This window comes from Neisseria sp. P0019.S003 (assembly GCF_051957115.1).
Taxonomy (GTDB): domain Bacteria; phylum Pseudomonadota; class Gammaproteobacteria; order Burkholderiales; family Neisseriaceae; genus Neisseria; species Neisseria flavescens_D.
The window spans coordinates 25,901-48,258 of sequence record NZ_JBQCWT010000008.1 but is presented as its reverse complement, the minus strand read 5'-3'; the positions used below and the strand labels follow the sequence as shown (position 1 = coordinate 48,258).

Genomic DNA, 22,358 nt, shown 5'->3' with positions numbered 1-22,358 from the left:
ACCCTGCAAAATTTCGCCGACCGCTCAGCCGCCACCTCGCCAGTGTTGAACAGCCTGAAAGCGCGGGCAAAAGTGGTTGTGGAAAAAATCTAGACGACTCAAACCGTTTTCTTGTTTTCATTTCGTTAAAAGCCCCCTTTTCTAGACAACTTGAAACGTGCTTAATCGCTCAAAGGAGTACATGGCATGCAACAACTGCACACTTTGAAAGACATCGAACAGGCCATCGCCACACACCCTTTAGTATCACTGTACATCAAAGCCCCAATCTGCGGTGTTTGTACGGTTGTGGGCGCCCAGCTTGACTCAGCTTTGGCGGAGGAAGGAAATGTGTATGCCGTAAAAGCCGATATTGCTGAAATACCCGAAATGGCCGGACGTTTCCACGTGCTGACCGTACCTGCATGGCTGCTGTTTTATCAAGGCAAGGAAGTAGAACGGATGGACCGCTTCATCCCTCAGACACAGATGAAGCAGACATTGGCAAAATGGACAAAAGTAGCAGAAAGCGAACATCAGTAACCGGTCTATCAATGTTTCAGACGGCTGCGGTCTTGATAATGATGCAAGTGGTCAAGTTTTTAAGATGATTTGCAAAACACTTAAAAATTTGACCGCTCTTTATTACGAAAAGGTCGTCTGAAACAGCTTGCAGACTGAGATAATGATTGATGAAACGCTGTGATTTGTACACTAAAACCATCTTCTGAAAATCCCCTTTGACATTCCCCATCTTTCCATCTAAAATACGTTCAAATTTTTAAACATATAAACTTAAAAGGCCGAATATGCCGCAACAAACCATGAATTTAATGCGCGAGTGCATACCCATTTTTACCGTATTGAGCGATGAAAACCGCCATCAGATCCTGCGCGTGCTGTGGGAACACGGCAAGATGAATGTGAATGAGCTGACCGAGCATCTGCATCTGTCGCGCCCTGCGGTGTCGCATCATTTGAAAATTATGCTGCAAGCCGGGGCGGTGGCGGTGGAGCAGGTCGGCAAAGAGCGGTTTTACAGTATTGCCATGGCGGATGCGGTGGCGAAGTTGAGACAGCTTGCTGATTTGATGGCACAAAATTGCCCACTTTCAAAATAGGGTTATCCATTAACCCTTTATTTTTACCCAAATACGTTTACATTTTTAAACTTATCAACTTAAAGGAACGATTATGTTATTCACGCCATTCACTTTTCAAAACGGCAAAACCGCCAAAAACCGTATCTTCAAATCCGCCATGGAAGAGCAACTTGCCCAAAACGACCAGCCGTCTGAAAAACTCGTCCGCCTGTACGGCACTTGGGCAGAAGGCGGCGTGGGCGTTTTAGTTACGGGCAATGTGATGGTCGCCGAAAGCGGCAAAGGTTCGATAAACGATGTGGTAATTTCAGACGGCCGCAGCCTTGAGATGCTGAAAAAATGGGCGAAAGCCGGCACGCAAAACGACACGCTGCTCATCATGCAAATTAACCATGCGGGTAAACAGTCGCCTGCGGTGGTCAATAAAACGCCGCTTGCACCGAGCGCCGTGCCGTTGGTGGGCATGGACGGCTTTATCAACCCGCCGCGCGAATTGACTGCCGATGAAATCAACGGGCTGATTCAGCAATTCGTACAAACCGCGAAAATTGCCGAACAGGCAGGGTTTTCAGGCGTACAAATTCACGGCGCGCACGGCTATCTCATCAGCCAATTCCTCTCACCGCACCACAACCGACGCGAAGATCAATGGGGCGGCAGCTTGGAAAATCGTATGCGTTTCCTTTTGAAAACCTACACCGCCATCCGCGCCGCTGTGGGCAAAGATTTCTTGGTGGGCGTAAAACTCAATTCGGCGGATTTCCAAAAAGGTGGATTTGATGAAAGCGAATCGGTGCAAGTGGTACAAAAACTGTCGGAAATGGGCATTGATTTTATTGAAGTTTCCGGTGGTAACTACGAAAGCCCGCAAATGCTCGCCGCCAAAGACAGCACCCGCAAACGCGAAGCCTTCTTTATCGATTACGCCGAAAAAGCCCGTGCAGTCAGCCAAGTTCCGCTGATTATCACCGGCGGCTTCCGTTCGCAAAACGCCATGGAAGACGCCTTATCCAGCGGCCATTTGGATTTGGTCGGCGTCGCCCGCCCATTTGCCTTAGTGCCTGATTTAGCAAACCAAATGCAAAACGGTACCTACCAAACGGTGCAAACCGACCGCATCCAAACTGGCGTAGCATTTGTTGATAAAAAAGCAGGCGCGATGCTGGAAATGAACTGGTACATGACGCAAATGGACTTAATCGGACAAGGTAAACAGCCTGATCCTAAACTATCAGCGTGGAAAGTATTGCTGAAAACTTTATGGGAAAATGGCAAGGCAGGTTTGAGTACGGGCAGGGCTTGATGATGAAAGTGGTTGGATTTGAAGGAAGATTAAATTTCAAAATTTAACCGTATTTAAAAGTATGAATATAAATAAGTTGATACTAAAAAACTATTTGAATCTTTAAGTTCAAACGGTTTTTTTAGAATTTACGATAAAGACATTAATACAGAAAAGACCTTGTTTTAGTTGAGATTTAAAATAAAAAATAATGAGTAGATTTAAAACGAGTGTATTGGGTCTAGAGCTAACAGACTAACAGTGTGTCGATGTGTGAATTAGGTAATAGATTGTGATCATTGTAAATGAGCCACATCGTTAAGCTGCTCAATATGAAAACCGCTTTCACTATCGTATTTCACAATACTGATCGAAGTGTTCAACAATGACACGGATTTACCCTCATCACGATGATTTTCCCAAGTTGCTCCGCCTAGTAAGGATAATAAAAGCCGCAAGGTATGGCCATGCGATACCACTAAAATATTGGCTCCCGATTGATGTACTTTAATGATATCGTAAAGGGCGTCCATTGCACGTACTGCTAATTGTTCAAAGGTTTCGCCACCATTGCTTAATGCTTTATAAGCTGCCGGGTCATTGGTCAGTTGTTTGAATTCGGTTAGCTTCCGCAAGTCAGCGATCTGCATACCTTCCCAACTTCCAAAAGATTGCTCATTTAATCCACAGTGCTGAAAAAGAGGGATGGGACGCTGGCCGATAATATGGCCAGCCGTATCAATGGCACGTTGTAAAATGCTGGAATAAGCAGCGGTAAATTCTACTTGTTGTAGCACCGCCCCGGTTTTCTGAGCTCCTGCAATCCCTTGTTCGGTCAGTGGTGAATTACCGGATCCCTGCAAAAGCCCTTGTTCGTTCCATTGGGTACGGCCATGGCGAATAAAATAAAAAGTGAGCTGTTTTGACATCATAGTTCCTTGGAGAACGGGAAGTATAGGGTATAACTAACTCATGATGCAAAGGCCGTCTGAAACGATAATTTCAGACGGCCTTTTTACTTTAACGTGTGCCGTTTAGATACGGTCGTGCCTGGAGGATAACAAGCTTACCATTATCAAACGCCCATTCGATGTCCTGCTCACCATTTGCAAATAGCTGTTTGATTTGTTGGCCGGTTTGGTCAAGGCGACGTATTTGTTCTTGATTCATCACGTTACCACTGGTTACAGGCACCTCCCGTACTCCACCGTTTTTATCCAGTTGCAACGCTGTGGTTTCATTAGAGGAGCTTAGACGTTGTACAGAATCATTGCGACGGTTATAGACTACCTGTTCGGCTACCCGTTTACCTTCAACGACACGAATACCCAACCCGCGTTTGGCGGCAATGTAGGCGCTATTTTTCTGAGCAATATCATAAGGATTGATGGTAACCAACACGCCGGAGAGATCTGCATTGATGCTTTGTTGCACAAAGACACTCATTTTCACGCTATCGTGAGGCAATCCGGCAATACGGCGGGCTTCGTATGCACTGTAATTGAAAACAGAAGCCCAAGATTGCTTCACTGCTTCGGCCAATGCGTTTTCATCGGTAACATTTGGTACGGTAGTATACAGTCCTGCGCCGCTGAAATTGGGCAGGTCTTCGGAATTAGAGGAGCTGCGGACAAACACACCTTTGCTGTTTAATTGATTACGCCATTGCTCAGCCCATCTGTGTTTCCATTCCGATGGGATTTCGGCATCGGTGATTTTTTTCTGCAGTGTAAGTAAGGCAGTGCGGCGCTTGCGGTTGTCTCCATCACTTTGCGTTTCGATTTGTGTCAGTGTTGTCGCGTTAATACCCAGCCTATCCATCATGGCTTGATAGTAGGCAAACGGAATGCAGAATCCATCAGGTACATTACTGCCTTCAATATGGGCGCGGATATGACCGAGGTTGGCAGCCTTACTGCCGCAGTAATGGCTGTCATCACGGCGTAGGTTTGCCAAAGCCCGAAGGCTGTAATCGGAAACATCAGGTTGGGGCAGGGTAAGGCCGTTTGAAAAGCTTTTGCTGGTAGTGTTCCGGTTGGTTTGGATAATTCGGTATTGCTTAGCAGTCGCTTCAAATTCGATACGATGGCCAATATACGGGGCTAGGATCTTTTCTGCGTCTTTAAGGTAAATATTAGGAATCCCCCAGCCGCGTGCCAGTACATTCACATGGGACAATGCAGTGGATGGTTTCTCACTAATAATCCCCGCCACAGGTGGCAGCTCTAGGGGAACCTCTTTCAAAATAATAATATCGTCGGAGCCGACATTATAGAGATCATCTTCTTTGGCAATAATGCGTAATGTGCCTATCGCTTTGCCTTGGTATAGAGGCAGGTAGGGGAAATTTTTAATTAAACTTTCTTGGGTAATAAAAGGAACTTTGCTTTGTTCGGCAACGGTTTCCTGCCATAAAGAATTGGTTTTATAACGCAACGGAGCGTAGAAACTGTTTTTCAGACGGCCTGCCGCCAATTTCAACAATTCAGGCGTGATTTTGTCTCCTTCCCAAAACTCATAAACATATTCCTGAGTACTATTCTGCCAACTGATAGTGCCAAACAGATAACGCCGGTTAGGACTACGGTATTGTTGATTCAATTCAGTTTTTGACAGCATGGGTTTCAAGATAGTAGCCAGGTAGTACTCATGCAGCCGAAATTTGGGAGTATTGATGTAGTCGGTACGGTTATCGTCTTCACGATCGATGAGGAAAAGGATATGAGGAATTTCATATTCACTACCTTGCTCATAGATACGCGAAAGTAAGTCAAAATCGGCCTGGCTTTTGATTACAAATAATGCAGGAATTTGTGTTTTAATTGGGGTAGCTACAGTTTGACGCTTTTCAGACTCGTAATAAGAAGGCTTACGCGCCATTGGTGCCGCCGTGTCGGCTGTCTCAGCTTCAGGACGGCACGCTGAAAGTAAAAGCAATATCGGGAGTAAAAAAGCAAGCTTCATGATGTTGTCGGTTATCTAAATCAGATAAAAAGAAATATACCTATTGTAAAAATCTAAATCAAACTGTTTGTTGCCTGGATAAATCAGTTTTATCATCTGATATTAAATAGGCCGTCTGAAACGTAATTTCAGACGGCCTTTTAGATTGTTAATACTCCTAAAATATTCATGGACCTGAATACTTTAAAACAAGTTATTGAAATTTAGAAGAAGGAAGAAGAAATAGAAAAAAACGATGAATAGGATAAGGTAAAGTAGAGTTTCCAATATTTCTTAAATATTACCATTCAGACTGTATTTTCCCCATTAATCACTATCTATTTACCATCAGCATCATCTCAGTTAAGATGTCTGAATATTGTTATAATATACCTCAATAATAACCACTATTTAGAGTAATGTGGTAAATACGTTGAAGCATCAGACAATCAACGAATATGAATGTATCCTGATCAAGTTTTCTTAAATTAATATTTAATTTGCTCATGATATTGAATAAGGACTTTACTGATGAAACCTTTTATCCTGCTGCTATCTGCAGCTTTATTGTCAACTTTTAGCCTAAATGCTTGTACGGAGAGAAATAATATGAGTGTCCAAGAACAAACAGAAGCACGTTTCAAATTGAACCCCGAGCCGAAACAACCATACAGGATCAAGGTTAAGATTAATAATGCACCGGGGCCGATGAAACTTATAAATGATATGTATATTGGTTATGCAGCAAGAAATTGTTCTTATACCATTAGTCGGTTGGCAGGTGCGACGGCATCTCCTGAAAAAAATGTTCCAATCAAAATGAATTTGGTCGGACATGATGAATACGAAGCACTCTTCTATGCTGATGCTGTACTGGATGAAGATTATTTCGGAGAAGGTGTCTGCCAATGGAAGCCTGAAAATTTTGGGGCTTCATTTAAGGCAACAGGTAAAAAGGAAGAAACTGAATTCAATATCAGTGATGTAATGGAAAATCTTGAAAAAGAAAAAACACTGACCAAATATTATTGGAAGCGAGGGTATCCGTATTATAAAAATAAAGATGGTTTACCATATGGAAGCGAAGATTCTCCTGATGTGGATTTTGGTGAAAAAAGCCTGTCTGCCTATGGGGCGGGACCTCATAATGACAATGATTTTTTTAGTATCACCGTTACTTTAGAGGAAATTAAACAATGACCCAACTAAGTAAACAACAGTATGCCGATCTAGCCCAAGATTCCTATGAAGATCGTGTGGTTACCCCCCCTAATAAAACCTTACTTATTGGTGGAAATCATTATAGAGTCCTAGCTGTCCATAAAAACCCGACTACAGACTACCAAGGTGCGGTTTATCAAGATGTCCGTACCAATGAGATTGTTGTCGCACATAGGGGGACGTCATCCCTGATGGATATCAAAGTTGATCTGAAAATGGTTATCCATAAGGCCAATATCCAGTCAGAAGATGCAGCAAAACTAACTATGCTGGCATTAAAAGAAGCAGATAAATTTCACAATAAACATCCTGAACAAAGTCAACCCAACATTACACAAGTTGGTCATTCCCTCGGGGGGGCGTTGGCTCAAATTCAATCTTATCACTTTAAGCAGGAGGGCGTTACCTTTAATGCCTATGGTGCAGCAGCGTTAAATGGAATTCCCAAAGGTGGAAATAAAGTGATCAATTATGCCTTGGCCTCAGACGTGGTATCTGCAGCAGCTCCTCATTACGGCAAAATGGTCATTCTAGCTAAACAACCAGAATTAATTATGCTGCGAGTGAATGGATACAGTAATGAAAGTACTGGCATACCTCATCTAGATACCAAGAACACTGTTTCAGCAGCCATTGGAACTGTGTGGGCACACGGCATTGGTAATTTTACAGGCATTAATTCAATACTCTCAGAACGCAATTATCAGTCAGCTTTGGAATTGACAGAACGCAATAAAAAATTGATAAATGATTATAGGGATGATGTTAATGACTACCGAAACACGTTACATAAAATAGGCAAAGATGTAAGCGAAACCCGAGAAATGTACTGGAAAATCCGGAAAAACATTGACAGAGATCCGAACCTGATGTCTTGGAATGATAAGGAAGAGCAGTACAATTTCATGCAGACAGTTGCTTCATTTAACCCACAATCTCTTCCACCTGAAGCACAAAAACTTTTTGATTCTGTCAAAGGGCATATGACCGCTTACCATGAGAAAAACGGTTTGCCTATTGATGAAGAAAAATTCCAAAATTCCGTAATGGCTCTTACTGCTTTAGGGAGATCACAAGGAATGACTAATGCCACTCTGTTCAGTGTGAAAGGAGATCAATATCTAATTGGTGAACTCAACCCCCATCTGAATCGTGTTGGAATGCATATGAATGAATCTGCCTCTATACCTGCAGTAGAAAGTTTGAATCAAATTCAACAAGCTACACGGCAATTTGAATATGATGAACAACAAAAACAGATAGCGCAAACCCAGACACGAGGTATGAGCTTGTCGTAAAAGAAATGGACGCCAAGGCGCGGTTCGGTAACGAACTTGGACTATGATGTCACTATTTTAAAATTGGCAAATGCCTTGGGTGGAATAGAAGATGTTGGTCAAAAAGATGTCCTAAATCCGTTAGGGGACATAGGTAGCATGAAAAAAAGAAACAAAACCGTCGTAAAACCAGTCGTTATAATGAGAATTTAGTGTGCATCAATAGAGAAAAAGTCATCTGATAAATTTCAGGTGGCTTTTTTATTCTTGGATTCTATAAGTGATTGTACTACTGAGCGAAACAGAATTTAGCAGGCTAAAATACTAGCATTATAAATTTAACATAATATAAATTATGTAGTTTTTCCCTATACCTAACAATCGCCGTTGTTTATTCCTGTTTGTTAACTATTAGTTAATTTTAAAAGATTTCGTATAGTACTCCAATTTTTAGTATAAAATCAATAGGTTTTGATAGAAATTTGGCTACTTAATTTTACTGTGAACCTATCATTAATAGTAGCCTGACGAAATAGAGTAGGGCAAAGATAGTGAATTGTGCTAACTTTGTTTGAACTTATTCAAAACTGTTTAGATGGTCTTATTTCATTAATCCTATCTTTTTTCTCTCTACAAAATGCAAAGACCATTGTTGATTAGTTATTATCACTTATAACTACGGTCAATCCCTGCATTTTAGTTTCCACTGTTTTTCCTACTTTTTTTCAATCTTTCCTTAATCATGTGTGAACCTTTTCTTTTTCAGTCAATGACGTTATTTATTGGAGAAAAGTTTTCACTATCAGCCTTAACAATCACTATTAAAATGCGCTCCGATGTTCTGTCTCCGCCTGTATGCGGCTTGGGCTACGGCGAGGCTGCATTCGAGTAGGTTGAGGTTTTCGTATTCGGACGCGGTGTGCGGTTCGGCTTGTTTTTGCTTCCAAAGCCGCAGTTGGGCGATGGCGCGGCGCAGGCCGGTATCGTTGCGGAGGATGCCGAGATGGTGTTGGTTGAACGCTTGCAGGGCGGGGCGGCTGAATGTGTTTTGGAGGTCGTCTGAAAAGATGCCTGCTTCGGCGGAGGGGCTTTCAGACGACCTTTGGGACGGTGCGGTTTGGAATGCTTGTCCGTCCGCGATGGTTTGGGCGGCAAGTCTGGCGGTAACGACGCATTCGAGCAGGGAGTTGCTGGCGAGGCGGTTGGCTCCGTGCAGCCCTGTGCAGGCGGTTTCGCCTAAGGCGTAGAGCTGCGGCAGGGAGGTTCTGCCGCTGGGGTCGGTTTGGATACCGCCGCAGGTGTAGTGTTGCACGGGGCGAACAGGGATGGCTTGGCGCGTGATATCCAAGCCGCATTGGGACAGGCAGTGCCGATGGATGGACGGGAAATGCTGGAGGACGAACTCTGCAGATTGATGGCTGATGTCGAGCGAGACGAAGTCTTGCGTTTGTTTGGCGATTTCGGCGGCGATGGCGCGGGCAACGATGTCGCGCGGCGCAAGTTCGGCGCGGCGGTCGTAATGCGGCATAAACCGTTCGCCCGCTTGGTTGGTCAGGATGCCACCTTCGCCGCGCACGGCTTCGGAAATCAGGAAGGTGCGGCCGTTTTCAGACGACCTTGCCAAGCCTGTGGGGTGGAATTGGATAAATTCGAGGTTTTCGACTGCGCAGCCTGCGCGTATCGCCATGGCGATGGCGTCGCCCGTGCATTCGGGCGGCGTGGTGGTGGCGGCGTAAATCTGTCCCAAGCCGCCGCCTGCGAGTACGGTATGGCGGGCGCGGATGCTGTAGGTTTCTTGCGTTCGGCAATCGAGGACGGTCAGTCCGCACGCCACACCTGATTCGGTTTGAACGTCCAACGCCATCTGCCGCTCGCAAACGCGGATGTTCGGGCGGCGGCGTATTTGGGCAATCAGGCTCTGCATGACGGCTTCGCCCGTGTAGTCGGCGACGTGGGCGATTCGGCGGCAGGTATGCCCGCCTTCGCGCGTCAGGTGCAGGTCGTTATTATTTTGGTCGAACGCCACGCCCTGCGCCAGCAGCCATTCGATTGCCGGTTTGCCCTGCGACAGGATGGTGCGGACGGCGGCTTCGTCGCACAAACCCGCGCCCGCCTCCAAGGTATCGGCAACGTGTTTTTCGATGTCGTCCTCTCCCGACCACGCCGCCGCAATCCCGCCTTGCGCATGACGGCTGGCGGTGTCGTCCAGCCGGTTTTTGCACAAAATGACGATGCGGAACGACTCAGGCAGCGACAGGGCGAGCGTCAGTGCCGCCAGCCCGTTTCCGGCAATCAATACGTCACAATCGGTTTGCATGGTGTTGTCCTTGTTTGAGAGGTCGTCTGAAACGGCAATATTGACGGCAAATCAGGCGGGTCCCATGCCGTTGAACACATCCCCGCGTTTGAGTCCTGCCGCGAAGTCGAGCATACGCTGCAAAGGCAGTTTGGCGGCTTCGCCCAGCTTCCTGTCCAACAGGATTTCGTTGTGTCCTCTTGTCAGGGCGTATTTGATGCCGCCCAGCGAATTCATTGCCATCCACGGGCAGAACGCGCAGCTTTTGCAGCTTCCGCCGTTGCCCGCCGTCGGCGCGGCGATAAATTCTTTGTCGGGCGCCTGCTTTTGCATTTCGTGCAGGATGCCCAAATCGGTCGCCACGATGAATTTTTTTTCGGGACGCGATACGGCGGCTTTGAGCAGCTTGCTGGTCGAGCCGACCACATCGCCCAGCTCGATGACGCTTTGCGGCGATTCGGGATGAACCAGCACCACCGCGTCGGGATGCTCCGCCTTCAACGCCGCCAATTCCTGCCCCTTGAATTCGTTATGGACGATGCACGAACCCTGCCACAGCAGCATATCCGCACCCGTTTCGCGGCGGATGTAGTCGCCGAGGTGGCGGTCAGGCCCCCAAATCAGCTTCTCGCCACGCGATTTCAGATACGACACGATTTCCAAAGCCACCGAAGACGTTACCACCCAGTCGGCACGCGCTTTCACGGCGGCGGAAGTGTTGGCGTACACCACCACCGTACGGTCGGGGTGTTGGTCGCAAAACGCCGAAAACGCTTCTTCCGGGCAGCCCAAATCCAAAGAACATTCTGCTTCCAAATCAGGCATCAGCACTGTTTTTTCAGGACAGAGGATTTTTGCGCTCTCGCCCATGAAGCGTACGCCCGCCACCACCAGCGTATCGGCTTCGTGTTCCGCGCCGAAGCGTGCCATTTCCAGCGAATCGCCCACGCATCCGCCTGTTTCCAAAGCCAAATCCTGAATCAGCGGATCAACATAATAATGCGCCACCAAGACTGCGTTTTTTTGCTTCAGCAAGGCCTTGATTTCGTCTTTCAGACGACCTGCCGTCTCGCGGTCAGGCGTGTCGGCAACCTTCGCCCACGCCTGACGGATTTGGCAGGCGGAAGTCGGCGTTTGGATGAGGGGCATATCGTAATCGAACGAGCGGCGGGCGGCGGTTTGCATGAGACTTCCTTATGGCTGGTTTTTCAGACGGCATAAAGGTTTGCCGTTTATATTTTGAAATAGTTTTTATATTATGCTCAATTTGAGTATAATAAGCAAGATCGTCTGAAAACCGCTTTGGTTTACAATAAGGTTTTCTCTTGAATGAAAGCCACGCATGGATGCCTATCCTGAAACAGCAGCCAATACGCAAAGTATCGTCGAGCTGGTTCCTGTACTGATCGCCATTACAAACGGCAGCTTGAGGGTTTTGACAGTTGCCAAAGGAGAGCTATTACCCAATGGCCTGCTTGCACCGCTTCGCCACTCTCTGCAAGCAGGAGTCAGAATGTGGGTCGCCAAGCAGACATCGCAGCCTATGGGTTATGTAGAACAGCTTTATACCTTTGTCGATACGCGCCGCCAAAACGAGCAAGGCATGCCTGTCTTGTACGTCAGCTATCTGGGGCTGGTGCGCGAGGCAGCCGACAGCATCCTGCACCCCGACGCAAAATGGCAGGACTGCTACGGCTATTTTCCGTGGGAAGATTTGCGTACTGACGGCAGGCAGCGCGACGCCATCGTCAGCCGCCTGCGTATTTGGGCAAACTTAGCGGATACGGAGGAAGTGCGCCAGAAGCGGCTCAAGCGCATTCATTTGTGCTGGGGGGTAGAACCTGAAAATTGGTCGGAAGAATACGTTTTGCAACGCTATGAAATGCTGTATGAAAGCGGCCTGATAGCGGAAGCTGCCGAGCCTCAGGAAAACTTCAACTTCGCACTCACGGGGCAGCCTATGCGCCACGACCACCGCCGCGTGTTGGCGACCGCCCTATCCCGCCTACGAGCCAAAATCAAATACCGCCCCGTGATTTTTGAACTGATGCCGCCCGAATTTACACTGCTGCAACTGCAAAACAGCATCGAAGCCATCAGCGGCAGATTGCTGCACAAGCAAAACTTCCGCCGCCAGATTCAGCAGCAAAACCTCATCGAGCCGTCGGATACCGGCGTATCAGGCAGTAAAGGCCGTCCTGCACAGCTTTACCGCTTCCGAGATGACGTTCTGCCCGATCAGCTGATTTCTGATATCGGACTGCCGCTGGGTAGCCGCTAACTGATTTTCAGACGGCCTCAAATTAAATTTTGCCCCATCGGGCAATATCAATATTTTTCCAACAAAGGAACCTTCATGTCGTCTGAAAACAATCTTCTTCCTCTCCCCGATACCCTGTTGCGCCCCATGGTGGAACAAGCCCTGAGCGAAGATTTGGGCAGGCGCGGCGACATTACGTCCGCCGCCGTCATCGCGCCCGACAAAACCGCCAAACTCTTCCTTGTCAACCGCGAAGATGGCGTTATCGCCGGCATGGACTTGGCGCGTCTTGCCTTTCAGACGATGGATCCGTCCGTCCGCTTCCAAGCCGAAATCCAAGACGGACAAGCCGTCCGCGCATGTCAGACGCTGGCTGTCGTCGAAGGCAACGCCCGCGCGCTGCTCGCCGCTGAACGCACCTCACTCAACTACCTCACGCACTTAAGCGGCATCGCCACCGCCACCTCGCGTGCCGTTGCCGAAGTCGCTGAATACGGCACAGACATCGTGTGCAGCCGCAAAACCATCCCACTGCTTCGCGTCCTGCAAAAATACGCCGTCAGAGCAGGCGGCGGCGTAAACCACCGTATGGGCTTGGACGACGCCATCCTCATCAAAGACAACCATCTTGCCTATTGTGACAGCATTGCCCAAGCCGTACGGCAGGCAAAGCAAGCAGTCGGACCGTTGACCTGCGTGGAAATCGAAGTGGACACGCTGGCACAACTGGACGAAGCCATCGCGGCGGGCGCGGAACGGATTTTGCTGGACAATATGGACGACGAAACCTTAAAAGAAGCGGCAAACCGCTGCCACACACAAACCGCCCACCCACACACCGTCTATTGCGAAGCATCGGGCGGCATCGGCTTCGACCGACTGAAGCGCGTGGCACAAACCGGCGTGGACGGCATCGCCCTCGGCTATCTGACCCACAGCAGCCGCTCGTTGGATATAGGATTGGATTTCGTGGCTTAAATTTCGAGCTTGCTATAAAGCAAAGGCCATCTGAAATATCGACGTTTCATTTTCAAGCGGCCTTTTTGCTTCCAAAGTAGAAGATATAAAAATTATGCAGTTTAGCTTCAACCTTCATATAACATGAAAGAGTAGGGCATAACTAAGCCATCATGTAAAAAGCCGTCTGAAACCCAATGTTCAGACGGCTTTTTACTCCCAAAACGATTAATTGATCATTACCATTTTCCAGTTATCCCAATGCGTATTGTCCTACCCGGTGCGGGCAGATAGGAGCGGCTCATCGGGTCGAGGTAGTAGCGGTTGGTCAGATTGCTGCCCACCAGTTCGGCAGTCAGGTTTTTGCCGATTTTATAGCGCAGGTAGGCATCCCATACCGCAACAGGCTGCCAGCGCATATCATTATATTGGGGTTTATGATTAGTTCCCATATATTGATTGAATACGTTGTAGTGGGGCTGCCACGCATCATTGCGGTTTTCATAGACGCGGCTGTGGTAATGAAGGCGCACGCCTGTTTCCAGTCTGTTGGCAAGAAAGCGGCTGCCCAATTCGGCATCAATCGACCAACGAGGTTGAAGCGCGCTTGCCAGATAGCCCGAATCGCTCAAACCTCCGTGATTGCAGACAGGGCGGCTCATGGTTTTACCAGTTTGAGCAAAATATGTTGCATCGACATCTCCCGCAGTTACAGTCGACCATTGGAAGGTTTCGTCGCACATTTTGTTTTTCAGGCTGCGGAATACGTTCAGGCTGCCGAAGACGCGTCCGGTATCGAAGCGGGTGGACAGCTCGACACCACTGCGGATTTGTCTGTCGAATTGTTCGAATTCGAGATTATCATCCCTGTCGATAACGTTTTCGGTCTTGTTATGGAAGTAGTTAATGCGGAAATCCACTTTTTTCATTTTCGGTAACAGCCCCGTCAAATCATGAATGTAGCCGACTTCCCAGTTTTTGGCGTGTTCAGGCCGCCAGCCATAGCCCATGCGATTGAATGAGCCGGCGGCAGTAGAAAAGCCGTAAGTCCCTTCAAAAATGCTGGGGTAGCGCAGGATTTCGGTATAGCGCAGATAGGCGCGGCTGAAGTAGGTAAAATGGACGGTGGCGGAAAATACGGGAACCCAACCGCTGCCTTTCTGCTTCATTGCCCTCTGTCTCTCTGCTTCGGTCATTGGTGTTGTATAAACAGCACCATCGACACCGTAATATTTGGGCACGAATTGGGGGCTGTCGGGAATGGTGGGATCATAAACAGGGTTTGGAACCGGGAATGCTGCCGTTGGTAAGGGGGTGATCCTTCATATTCAGACGACCTTTATCGTCTTTCAACCAATAGAAATCCACCTTTTCATTAGGATTGACCCATTTTTCGCGTTCAACTGTCAAAGTCGGAATAAATTGTGAATTGACGCTGAACTGGTTTAGCGAAATCTGCTTATATTTTTTCAATTGTTCTGCATATTCATCTTTGGCATATAAGCTCCCCAATCCAAACTACCGTCTGCCAACGCATCATCAATCGCCTTGTAATCCGCGTATTCCTGCAGAGTCGCCACCCTGCCGACCGAATATTTCATCCCCCTGTTCATTTCCAGCGGGCGACCATATTTGTTCTTACCGCTTTCCAAGCGTTTGCTTTTGTCCTGAAGCTGGAAATTCGTGTACCGTCCGCCCACCGTCAACGTCAGCCAGCGGAACGGCTCATAGCGGAAATTGAAGCCCAGATTGTATTCTCGCCGCTTGCCGTTGCGCGGTACACCGTATTGGTTCAATTCATAATTTGCCCTGATGGTGCTGTTTTCGAGTTCTTCCCGATATTTGTCGTATCCTCCTCGCTCCAGCTCGTCTGAAAAATCATTGCGCGATGTCAGCTTCTCATTTTGAAAATCGCCCATCAAGGTCAACGACAGTTTGTCGCTCAATTTCATACGGTTGGAGAATTGAAAGCCTGTACGGTTGTTACGGGCGTAATAGGCGTTGCCTTCAATAGTGTTGAAGCGTCCGTTGGTATTGGGCGTTTCGGGTTTGGGCGGTTTTGGGGTTTCAAAGCCTGCATCCAGCAATTCTCGACGTTCTTCGGACGTAGCTTTTTGCCATCTGTCGTACTCATCCCATGCTATTTGAAATTTGTTGTCCTCATAAACAGTATCGCCGGGCGAGCCGCCTGCGGTATTGGTTTTGGAATTGGTGCGCGTTGTCCAAAGCGTGGCATCGAAATCTATCCAATGGCTGCCCTCGGGCTTCCACGAATAGTCGATATTGTAGGAACGCTGTTTTACCCATGCCTGCGGCCATTCGGCAATTTTGTTGAGGACGGACGCATCCCAACTGATGGGGCCGATAATGCGCGAAGGCATGATTTCGCCAAACGTGGAATCGGTATGGCGCAGACCGAATTTGAGCGTTTGGCGGTTCGGCAGACGGAAGGTGGTTTTACCTACCCATGATTTGGTTTCGAGTGAGGTATTGCTGACTTCTCCGCCCGGATGGTAGAAAAGTCCGATTTTTGAAATATCGGGTGCGCCCAGCATGTTTTCACTGCCGTAAAATTTCTCGCCCTTGGCAGCGGCTTCTTCTTGACGACGTTTTAATTCGTCTAAAGTTTCTTGTGTCCAAGGACCGATATAGCCGTAGCGTTCCGCGCCTTTTTTGCCGGAGAAATAATTGCCTTTACTGCGGTAGGCGTAGGCGAGCATGGCATCGAAATTGTCCTGCTTGGTGGCAGCGGCAATGCGGTAGGCTTTATCCTCCCCAAATTTATTGCGTCCGTTGAAACGCTGGTCGATTCGGTCGGTATCGTCAAAAAACGAACGCCAAATACCGCCCGTTGCTACTGCGGGAACAGGTAAGGTTCGATAATCGACCGAATGTTCATAAGCATTCTCACGCCGCTTGATGGAATTGTTGGCAGCTTCCGCCTTCACTTCAAAACCGTATTGCTGCCCTTCGGGGACAATATCGTCAGCATCGATGGTTTTCAGGGCGACGGAGCCGCCTATGCCGCTTTTCATATCACGGCTGAACGAGGGGCCTTTTTCGATGGAAATGCTGCTGATGATGTTGGGGTCGACGTAGTTGCGGTTATTTGCGCCTGCGTAGCCGCGCCAGACGGTAATCGCCTGCTCCGTGCCGTCGATGGTAACGGGAATCCGTCCCTGCCCCTGCACGCCGCGTATATTGGGATCCAGCGCGCCGCTGTTTCGCGCGTCGCCGCTGTACACGCCGGACATACCGCTTAAAAGGTCGGATACAGTGTTGCCCTTGAAGGTTTCGACTTCGTTTTTGCCTTTGTAAAGATTGACGATTTCGCGGGCATAAACTCGGTTTTTACCGATTTCGTCTTTATTGCGTGTGCCTTTGACAGTGATGGTATCGAGAATAACTGTCGAATTATCTGCAGCATAAACGGCAGGGACGAAACCAATGGCGGCGATGCAGGCGGAGAGGGTGGTGGCTTTGATCGGTTGCATAGAATGTATCCATATAGCTTGATTGGTAAGGCCGTTTGAATGAGACAGACCGAAAATAGATGCGATTACACTCTAACTAAAATAATATAAATAAGTTTGATTATTATTTATAATTTTGTGAAATTCTAACTAATTTTTAATAATATGGAAATGTTTTTTGAGTTTGAAAGTAAACAGAAGGGTGAGGTAAGAGGAAAAAAATAAAAGCCTGTTTGAAAGTTTCAGACAGGCTTGGATTCGGATTTCAAAAGCAACATCCGGATACCAGTGATTGGAATAGATTCAAGAATAAAACACTTGGCGTTTCGTGGCTAAATGTTTTTTCTCTGCGATGTACTTCTTGATCATTGTCGATGATGGTGTCGGCCTCCTAATCGCCGATGCGGGATTTTTGGTCGACAACGGCAGGTCGGTTTTCTATGCCAACGCGGTCGGGCACTTTGCCTCTGATCCATGAATTATTTATCCAGCTACGTCATACTATATTTTGCGTTTTTGAAGTGGTTTTAGTGCTATCTTGTGGTTTCTAAACTTGCAAAAATCGCCTATTTATTTTATAAATACAAACCATTATTATTCAAATAATAAGGTTATGTAATGAAAAAGAAAGCGATTGCCTGTGTAGTAGGGGCGGTTTTTTCCGGACAGTTATATGCGGCTCAGATGCCGGTGGCTCAGGCAGAAATAGAGCCTGTGGTGGTTACGGCCGACCGCAATGCGCAAACTTTGGATAAAGCCGCGCCGAATGTGTCGGTTATCGGACGTAAAACCTTGAATCAAGCCTCGGCACAGAATTTGGACGATATCGTGATGTATGAATCCGGCGTCAGTGTGCCGTCAGACAATAACCGCCGCGGTCATGCCGGTATCAATATCCGAGGCATAGACGGCAACCGCATTCTGATGATGGTGGACGGTGTGCGCATTCCTGAATCTTATGCAGGCGGCGGCTCCAACGGCGCGATTTCGGGACGCGATATGGTCGAAAGCGACACACTCAAGCAGGTCGATATTGTCAAAGGTCCTTATTCCGCGCTGTACGGTAGCGATGCGCTCGGCGGTGTGGTGAATATGGTGACGCTCTCGCCGAGTGATTTCGTCGATGCGGGCAAACGCGGGCATTTCGGTTTGAAACACGGCTACCGCAGCCGCGACCGCAGCCATGGAGTTACTGCGACTGTGGCAGGTTTCCATGAAAACGCCGAAGGTCTGCTGATGCTGACGCGCCGTCAAGGTCATGAAACCGAAAACATGGGCAGTGATACCAGCTACTCGACTGCGCGTACTGCTACCAACCCGCAGAAAAACAATGCCTACAATATTTTGGCGAAAGGCAATATCGGCAACGAACGCCACCGCTTTGAAACTTTGTACGAACAGTATTACCACGCCAACGATACCGTATTGGCAAACGGCTTGGGTTCGCAATCGCGCGGGCCGGTAACCATCACAACATCTGAGAGCAATGCTCGCGACCGTATTCGCCGTCAACGTATCGAAGCAGGCTACCGCTACACTGGCGAAGGTCGTCTGAAAGAAGCGAACCTGACCGCCTATCAGCAAAAACTGCGCACGGAAGACGATGCCGTCGATGTCAGCATTACCCGCATGGGCGCGCGCCAACCGGGCAACTCGACCCGCTATTCCGATTACGGTTTCAATCGGACCATACGCGGGCTGAACGGGCGCGGCGTGTGGGAATTTGACGGCGTGGTCAAACAAACCGTCGTTGCCGGCGCAGAATACAAACACACCGAGACCGCGCGTCCGCGCGACAGTCTGACAGTGGACAATCTGACCGGCGCCGTCAGCAAAGTTTATGCAGGCAGCACCTATCCGAATAAAACCTTCCCCGACAGCAAGCGCAAAACATTCAGCGTTTACGCGCAAGACAGCCTGACCTTCGGCAACGGCATCGTTCTAACTCCGGCCTTGCGTTACGAAAAAGACAAGCTGAACACGTCGACCGACCAAGCCTATCTCAATGCTAATCCCAGCGGAACGGCGACACGCTTCAGTGATTCCGCGTTTACGCCCAGCCTGCGCCTAAGTGTGCCGATGGGTGAGCAGGTCACCGGTTTTGCCACTTATTCCCAGGGCTTCCGCACGCCGCCGTTTGACAGCGCGACCATGGCATTTGCCAACACAACCTACGGCTATGCCGTCATTCCCAATGCCAATCTCAAATCCGAACGCTCCAACAGCTTTGAATTGGGGATGAAGTTCAAAAACGAACGCGCCCGTGCGCAAGTTACCGCGTTCTACAACCGTTATCGAAACTTCATCGACCGCACTGAAGTCGGCACTGCCTCCATAGGCGGTCGCCCGATTATCCAGTACCAATATCAAAACCTGGATAGGGTCAAAACCTACGGTGCCGAAGCCTCTGCCGCCTACAAATTCCTGCCGGGCTGGCAAGTCTCCGGCAGCATCGCTTGGATGCGCGGTGAGCAGCAGGACGGCAAACCGTTGGATTCCGCTTATCCGCTTAACGGAGTTTTGGGTTTGGATTACATGCAGGAAAAATGGGGTGTCGGTACCAAGCTGCGTTGGTCGAAAAAACACAGCCGCGTCAGCAGCGACACTGTTTTCCAAGCGCCGGGTTATGGCGTATGGGATGTCGGCGCGTGGTATAAGCCGTTTAAAAACCTCGAAATCGGCGCAAACATTTACAACGTCGGCAACAAAAAATACTGGCAGCACGCAGACGTTGCCGGCATGAGCCGTACCAGTGTGATGGACTTGTACACCGAAACCGGTCGCAATTTCGCCGCAACCGTACAACTGAAGTTCTAATGTGATTCAACCGTTTTCAGACGGCCTGAGAAAACGAGCAGGCCGTCTGAAAGCATGCGATAAGGAAAAAAACAATGAAACTCAAACTCCTCCTGCTTTCTGCGCTTATTTCGTTGGCCGGCACTGCACACGCACAACGCATCGTCGTGTTGACCCCCGATACGGCAGACATCGTTGCCGCGCTCGGCGCATTGGACGAAATCGTCGGCCGCGATCAGACCGTTCAAAATCCGGCGTTGAAAAACAAGCCCAGTATCGGCATTCATCGCCGCCTGACGGTTGAACCGATTGTGGCCGCCAAACCCGACATCGCCATCGGTTCATGGATGGCACAGCCTGCCGATATTTTTGCCCACCTGCAAAAAGCAGGCATTAAAGCCGTCAATGTTGCGCCAGACGACAGCATCGCCGCCTATCCGCAAAGTATCCGCAACATCGGTCAGCTTATCGGCAAAAGCGCGCAGGCGGACAAGTTGGCCGGTAAGTGGCAGGCGGATATGAAACAGCAGCCTTCCAGCGGCAAACGCTACCTCTTCAGCTACGACGGGCGCATCGTATCGGGCAAGAATACCGCTGCCGACGAAATCATCCGCCGCGCCGGCGGTATCAATGCCGCAGCCGCCATTGACGGCCTCAAACCGATGACGCGTGAGGCATGGATTGCGGCCAAACCCGACATCATCATTATTGCTGACCACAACACCGCCATGATAGGCAACGTCAAAACCTTTGCCGCACGACCCGAAATTTCCGGCTCGCCTGCCGCGAAAAACGGCAAGATTTATTTGTGGAAGGCCAACGATATGTTCCGTTACGGGCTGGATACGCCGCAAGTGATTCAGCGTTTGCACGGTCTGGCGAAATAAACGCGCCTGTTTTGAAAACCCTGCCCGATTTTTGTTTTCAGACGGCCTTGATTTGTTCCTTCTTGTTGAGGAGGAAGCAAAACGGTTGTCTTAAAAATGCCGTCTGAAACCGTTCCTCAATCCGCTTGAACCGCATGATGTCATGAAACCGCATACCCTTACCCTCTGCCTGCTGCTTACTGCCGTAGCCGTTTATTTGTGCTGCGGCATCGGCTTTGGTGCGTGGGAGTCGCCACTGGCGATGGATGAAACCGTCCGCCAAATTCGTTTACCGCGCATCTATACCGCGCTTTTGGTTGGAGCCGGTTTGTCCGCTTCAGGTGCGGCATTGCAGGCTTTATTTGAGAACCCGCTGGCCGATCCGAGTTTGATCGGGACATCGGGTGGGGCGGCCTTGGGCGTGATTGTGCTATTGGCTTTGGGCGGTGGCGCGATGGGTGTGTCGGCGGCGGCTTTTCTCGGTGCATTGGGTGTGTGCCTGCTGATTTTGGCGGTGCACAAACTGCTCGGCGGCGGTACTTTGGGATTGCTGGTGTTGGGTTTTGTGTTGAGCGCGTTTTCGGGCGCGGTAGTCAGTATGATTTTGTTTTTATCTGACGATTTGGTATTGCGCAGCGCGACCACATGGCTGTCGGGCAGCCTTGCCGAAGCCGGTTTCTCATCGCCTGTCGCGGCAATCGCAGTCATGTTGCCCGGTTTTCTGATTTTGCTGTCGGCAGGCAGGCGGCTGGATGTTTTGATGACGGGGGAAGATACGGCTGCCAGTATGGGTGTATCAGTTGGGACATTGCGTGTGCAAACCGTAATCGGCGCGGCATTGATGACGGGGGCAGCGGTATCGCTTTCGGGCATCATCGGTTTTCTCGGCATGATGATCCCCAATGTGCTTGCGCAAACCGTCGGCGGCAGCCGCCGCAAACTGATTACGCTGTCGGCTTGGTTAGGCGCAGTGTTTTTAATGGTGGTGGACGGCGCGGCGCGCTGGCTGACATACCCTGTCGATCTGCCGGTCGGTATCGTGATTGCCTTATTGGGCGGACCATTTTTTATGTATTTGTTTATCAAGCCTTTGAAAAGCCGTTAATGCCTAAACAGGCCGTCTGAAACTTCATTGCCCCATATCTTTTGCCATGCACACCTTATTTCAAATCCGTAATCTTTCCGTCCGCGTCCAAGACAAAACCCTGCTTGAAATTGATCAACTGGATATACCTTCGGGCATGACCGTTATTATCGGTCCGAATGGTGCGGGGAAATCCACTTTGTTGCGTGCCTTAATCGGGCAAACAGGGCAGGGGGGAATCACGCTTTTTGGTGAGGCCGTTGCGCCGCAAATCCGCGCGGGCAGGGTGGCATGGGTCGGGCAGCATGGCCGTTACAACATGCCGATGACCGTACGCGAATACATTGCGTTGGCGTCATTCGTACAAAAAGTCCGTCTGAACCATGAATGGGCGGACGAGTTGCTCGATTATTTTGATTTGACGGTCTTGGCGGATAAGCGCATCGGCAAGCTCTCAGGCGGCGAACAGCAACGCGCCAACATCATCCGCGCCCTGCTGCAAAACGCGCCGGTCTTGCTTTTGGACGAACCGTGCAACCATCTCGATATCCGCCACCAACACCGCCTGATGCAGTATTTGGTCGGGCATTCGAACCATGCCTCATCAATGATGGTATTGCACGATTTAAACCTCGCCGCGCGTTATGCGGAACATATTATTTTGATGAATAAGGGAAAAGTCGTTGCATCAGGCAAGGTAGGGGAAGTGATGCGCCCCGACTTGCTTGAATCGGTTTACGGTTGGCAGATACGCCGTTGTGAAGATGAAGCAGGGTTTTATTTCAGAAGCTGAGCGCCTAAAGGCCGTCTGAAAAACGATA

The 22,358-nt window shown here is 49.1% G+C and carries 15 protein-coding genes and 1 pseudogene; 11 read left to right on the top strand and 5 right to left on the bottom strand.

The window, feature by feature from the left end; genetic code table 11:
- Positions 1 to 186: 186 nt before the first annotated feature.
- The 3 genes from ACTHTS_RS10415 to ACTHTS_RS10405 all read left to right on the top strand — a co-directional run bounded on the left by ACTHTS_RS10415 (position 187) and on the right by ACTHTS_RS10405 (position 2,385).
- On the top strand, positions 187 to 522 hold the full coding sequence (locus tag ACTHTS_RS10415) for a thioredoxin family protein (protein ID WP_440370000.1): 336 nt from the start codon (positions 187 to 189) through the stop codon (positions 520 to 522).
- Positions 523 to 788: 266 nt separating this feature from the next.
- Positions 789 to 1,100 carry an ArsR/SmtB family transcription factor gene (locus ACTHTS_RS10410; RefSeq protein ID WP_107723282.1) on the top strand — a complete coding sequence of 104 codons (312 nt, stop codon included), beginning with the start codon at positions 789 to 791 and terminating at the stop codon, positions 1,098 to 1,100.
- Between the two features lie 73 nt (positions 1,101 to 1,173).
- Complete coding sequence (locus ACTHTS_RS10405) at positions 1,174 to 2,385, top strand: NADH:flavin oxidoreductase/NADH oxidase family protein (RefSeq protein WP_440369999.1); 1,212 nt, start codon at positions 1,174 to 1,176, stop codon at positions 2,383 to 2,385.
- 275 nt (positions 2,386 to 2,660) lie between these two features.
- On the opposite strand, the gene ACTHTS_RS10400 is transcribed toward ACTHTS_RS10405, so the two are convergent.
- Complete coding sequence (locus ACTHTS_RS10400; RefSeq protein WP_440369998.1) at positions 2,661 to 3,293, bottom strand: histidine phosphatase family protein; 633 nt, start codon at positions 3,291 to 3,293, stop codon at positions 2,661 to 2,663.
- 91 nt (positions 3,294 to 3,384) lie between these two features.
- Positions 3,385 to 5,328, bottom strand: a complete 1,944-nt coding sequence (locus ACTHTS_RS10395) for a PEP/pyruvate-binding domain-containing protein (RefSeq protein ID WP_440369997.1) — start codon at positions 5,326 to 5,328, stop codon at positions 3,385 to 3,387.
- Between the two features lie 510 nt (positions 5,329 to 5,838).
- On the opposite strand from ACTHTS_RS10395, the gene ACTHTS_RS10390 reads away from it, so the two are divergent.
- Positions 5,839 to 6,507, top strand: a complete 669-nt coding sequence (locus ACTHTS_RS10390; RefSeq protein WP_440369996.1) for a hypothetical protein — start codon at positions 5,839 to 5,841, stop codon at positions 6,505 to 6,507.
- Positions 6,504 to 7,826: a lipase family protein gene (locus ACTHTS_RS10385; RefSeq protein ID WP_440369995.1), complete on the top strand. Its 1,323-nt coding sequence runs from the start codon at positions 6,504 to 6,506 to the stop codon at positions 7,824 to 7,826. The genes ACTHTS_RS10390 and ACTHTS_RS10385 overlap by 4 nt, the downstream gene beginning before the upstream one ends.
- Positions 7,827 to 8,613: 787 nt before the next feature.
- Here ACTHTS_RS10385 and nadB read toward each other — a convergent pair.
- Both nadB and nadA read right to left on the bottom strand, forming a co-directional pair.
- Positions 8,614 to 10,122 carry an L-aspartate oxidase gene (gene nadB, locus ACTHTS_RS10380; protein WP_440369994.1) on the bottom strand — a complete coding sequence of 503 codons (1,509 nt, stop codon included), beginning with the start codon at positions 10,120 to 10,122 and terminating at the stop codon, positions 8,614 to 8,616.
- 51 nt (positions 10,123 to 10,173) lie between these two features.
- A complete protein-coding gene (nadA, locus tag ACTHTS_RS10375) occupies positions 10,174 to 11,286 on the bottom strand; it encodes a quinolinate synthase NadA (protein ID WP_440369993.1) in 1,113 nt (370 codons plus the stop codon).
- Positions 11,287 to 11,443: 157 nt separating this feature from the next.
- Here nadA and ACTHTS_RS10370 point away from each other — a divergent pair, with 157 nt between their 5' ends.
- A complete protein-coding gene (locus ACTHTS_RS10370) occupies positions 11,444 to 12,382 on the top strand; it encodes an NUDIX hydrolase (protein WP_440369992.1) in 939 nt (312 codons plus the stop codon).
- A 75-nt stretch (positions 12,383 to 12,457) separates the two neighbouring features.
- On the top strand, positions 12,458 to 13,339 hold the full coding sequence (gene nadC / locus ACTHTS_RS10365; RefSeq protein ID WP_440369991.1) for a carboxylating nicotinate-nucleotide diphosphorylase: 882 nt from the start codon (positions 12,458 to 12,460) through the stop codon (positions 13,337 to 13,339).
- A gap of 218 nt (positions 13,340 to 13,557) precedes the next feature.
- Here nadC and ACTHTS_RS10360 read toward each other — a convergent pair.
- Positions 13,558 to 16,812 (bottom strand): annotated as a pseudogene (locus ACTHTS_RS10360) (TonB-dependent receptor domain-containing protein).
- 597 nt (positions 16,813 to 17,409) lie between these two features.
- On the opposite strand from ACTHTS_RS10360, the gene ACTHTS_RS10355 reads away from it, so the two are divergent.
- From ACTHTS_RS10355 to ACTHTS_RS10340, 4 genes are all read left to right on the top strand, one after another.
- Entirely contained in the window at positions 17,410 to 19,608 is a 2,199-nt protein-coding gene (locus ACTHTS_RS10355) for a TonB-dependent hemoglobin/transferrin/lactoferrin family receptor (RefSeq protein WP_440369990.1), read from the top strand.
- 74 nt (positions 19,609 to 19,682) lie between these two features.
- Complete coding sequence (locus tag ACTHTS_RS10350) at positions 19,683 to 20,474, top strand: heme/hemin ABC transporter substrate-binding protein (RefSeq protein WP_440369989.1); 792 nt, start codon at positions 19,683 to 19,685, stop codon at positions 20,472 to 20,474.
- 142 nt (positions 20,475 to 20,616) lie between these two features.
- Positions 20,617 to 21,558 carry a FecCD family ABC transporter permease gene (locus ACTHTS_RS10345; protein ID WP_440369988.1) on the top strand — a complete coding sequence of 314 codons (942 nt, stop codon included), beginning with the start codon at positions 20,617 to 20,619 and terminating at the stop codon, positions 21,556 to 21,558.
- A gap of 46 nt (positions 21,559 to 21,604) precedes the next feature.
- Positions 21,605 to 22,330 (top strand): ABC transporter ATP-binding protein, encoded by a 726-nt coding sequence (locus ACTHTS_RS10340; protein WP_440369987.1) that lies wholly within the window; start codon positions 21,605 to 21,607, stop codon positions 22,328 to 22,330.
- Positions 22,331 to 22,358 lie beyond the last annotated feature (28 nt).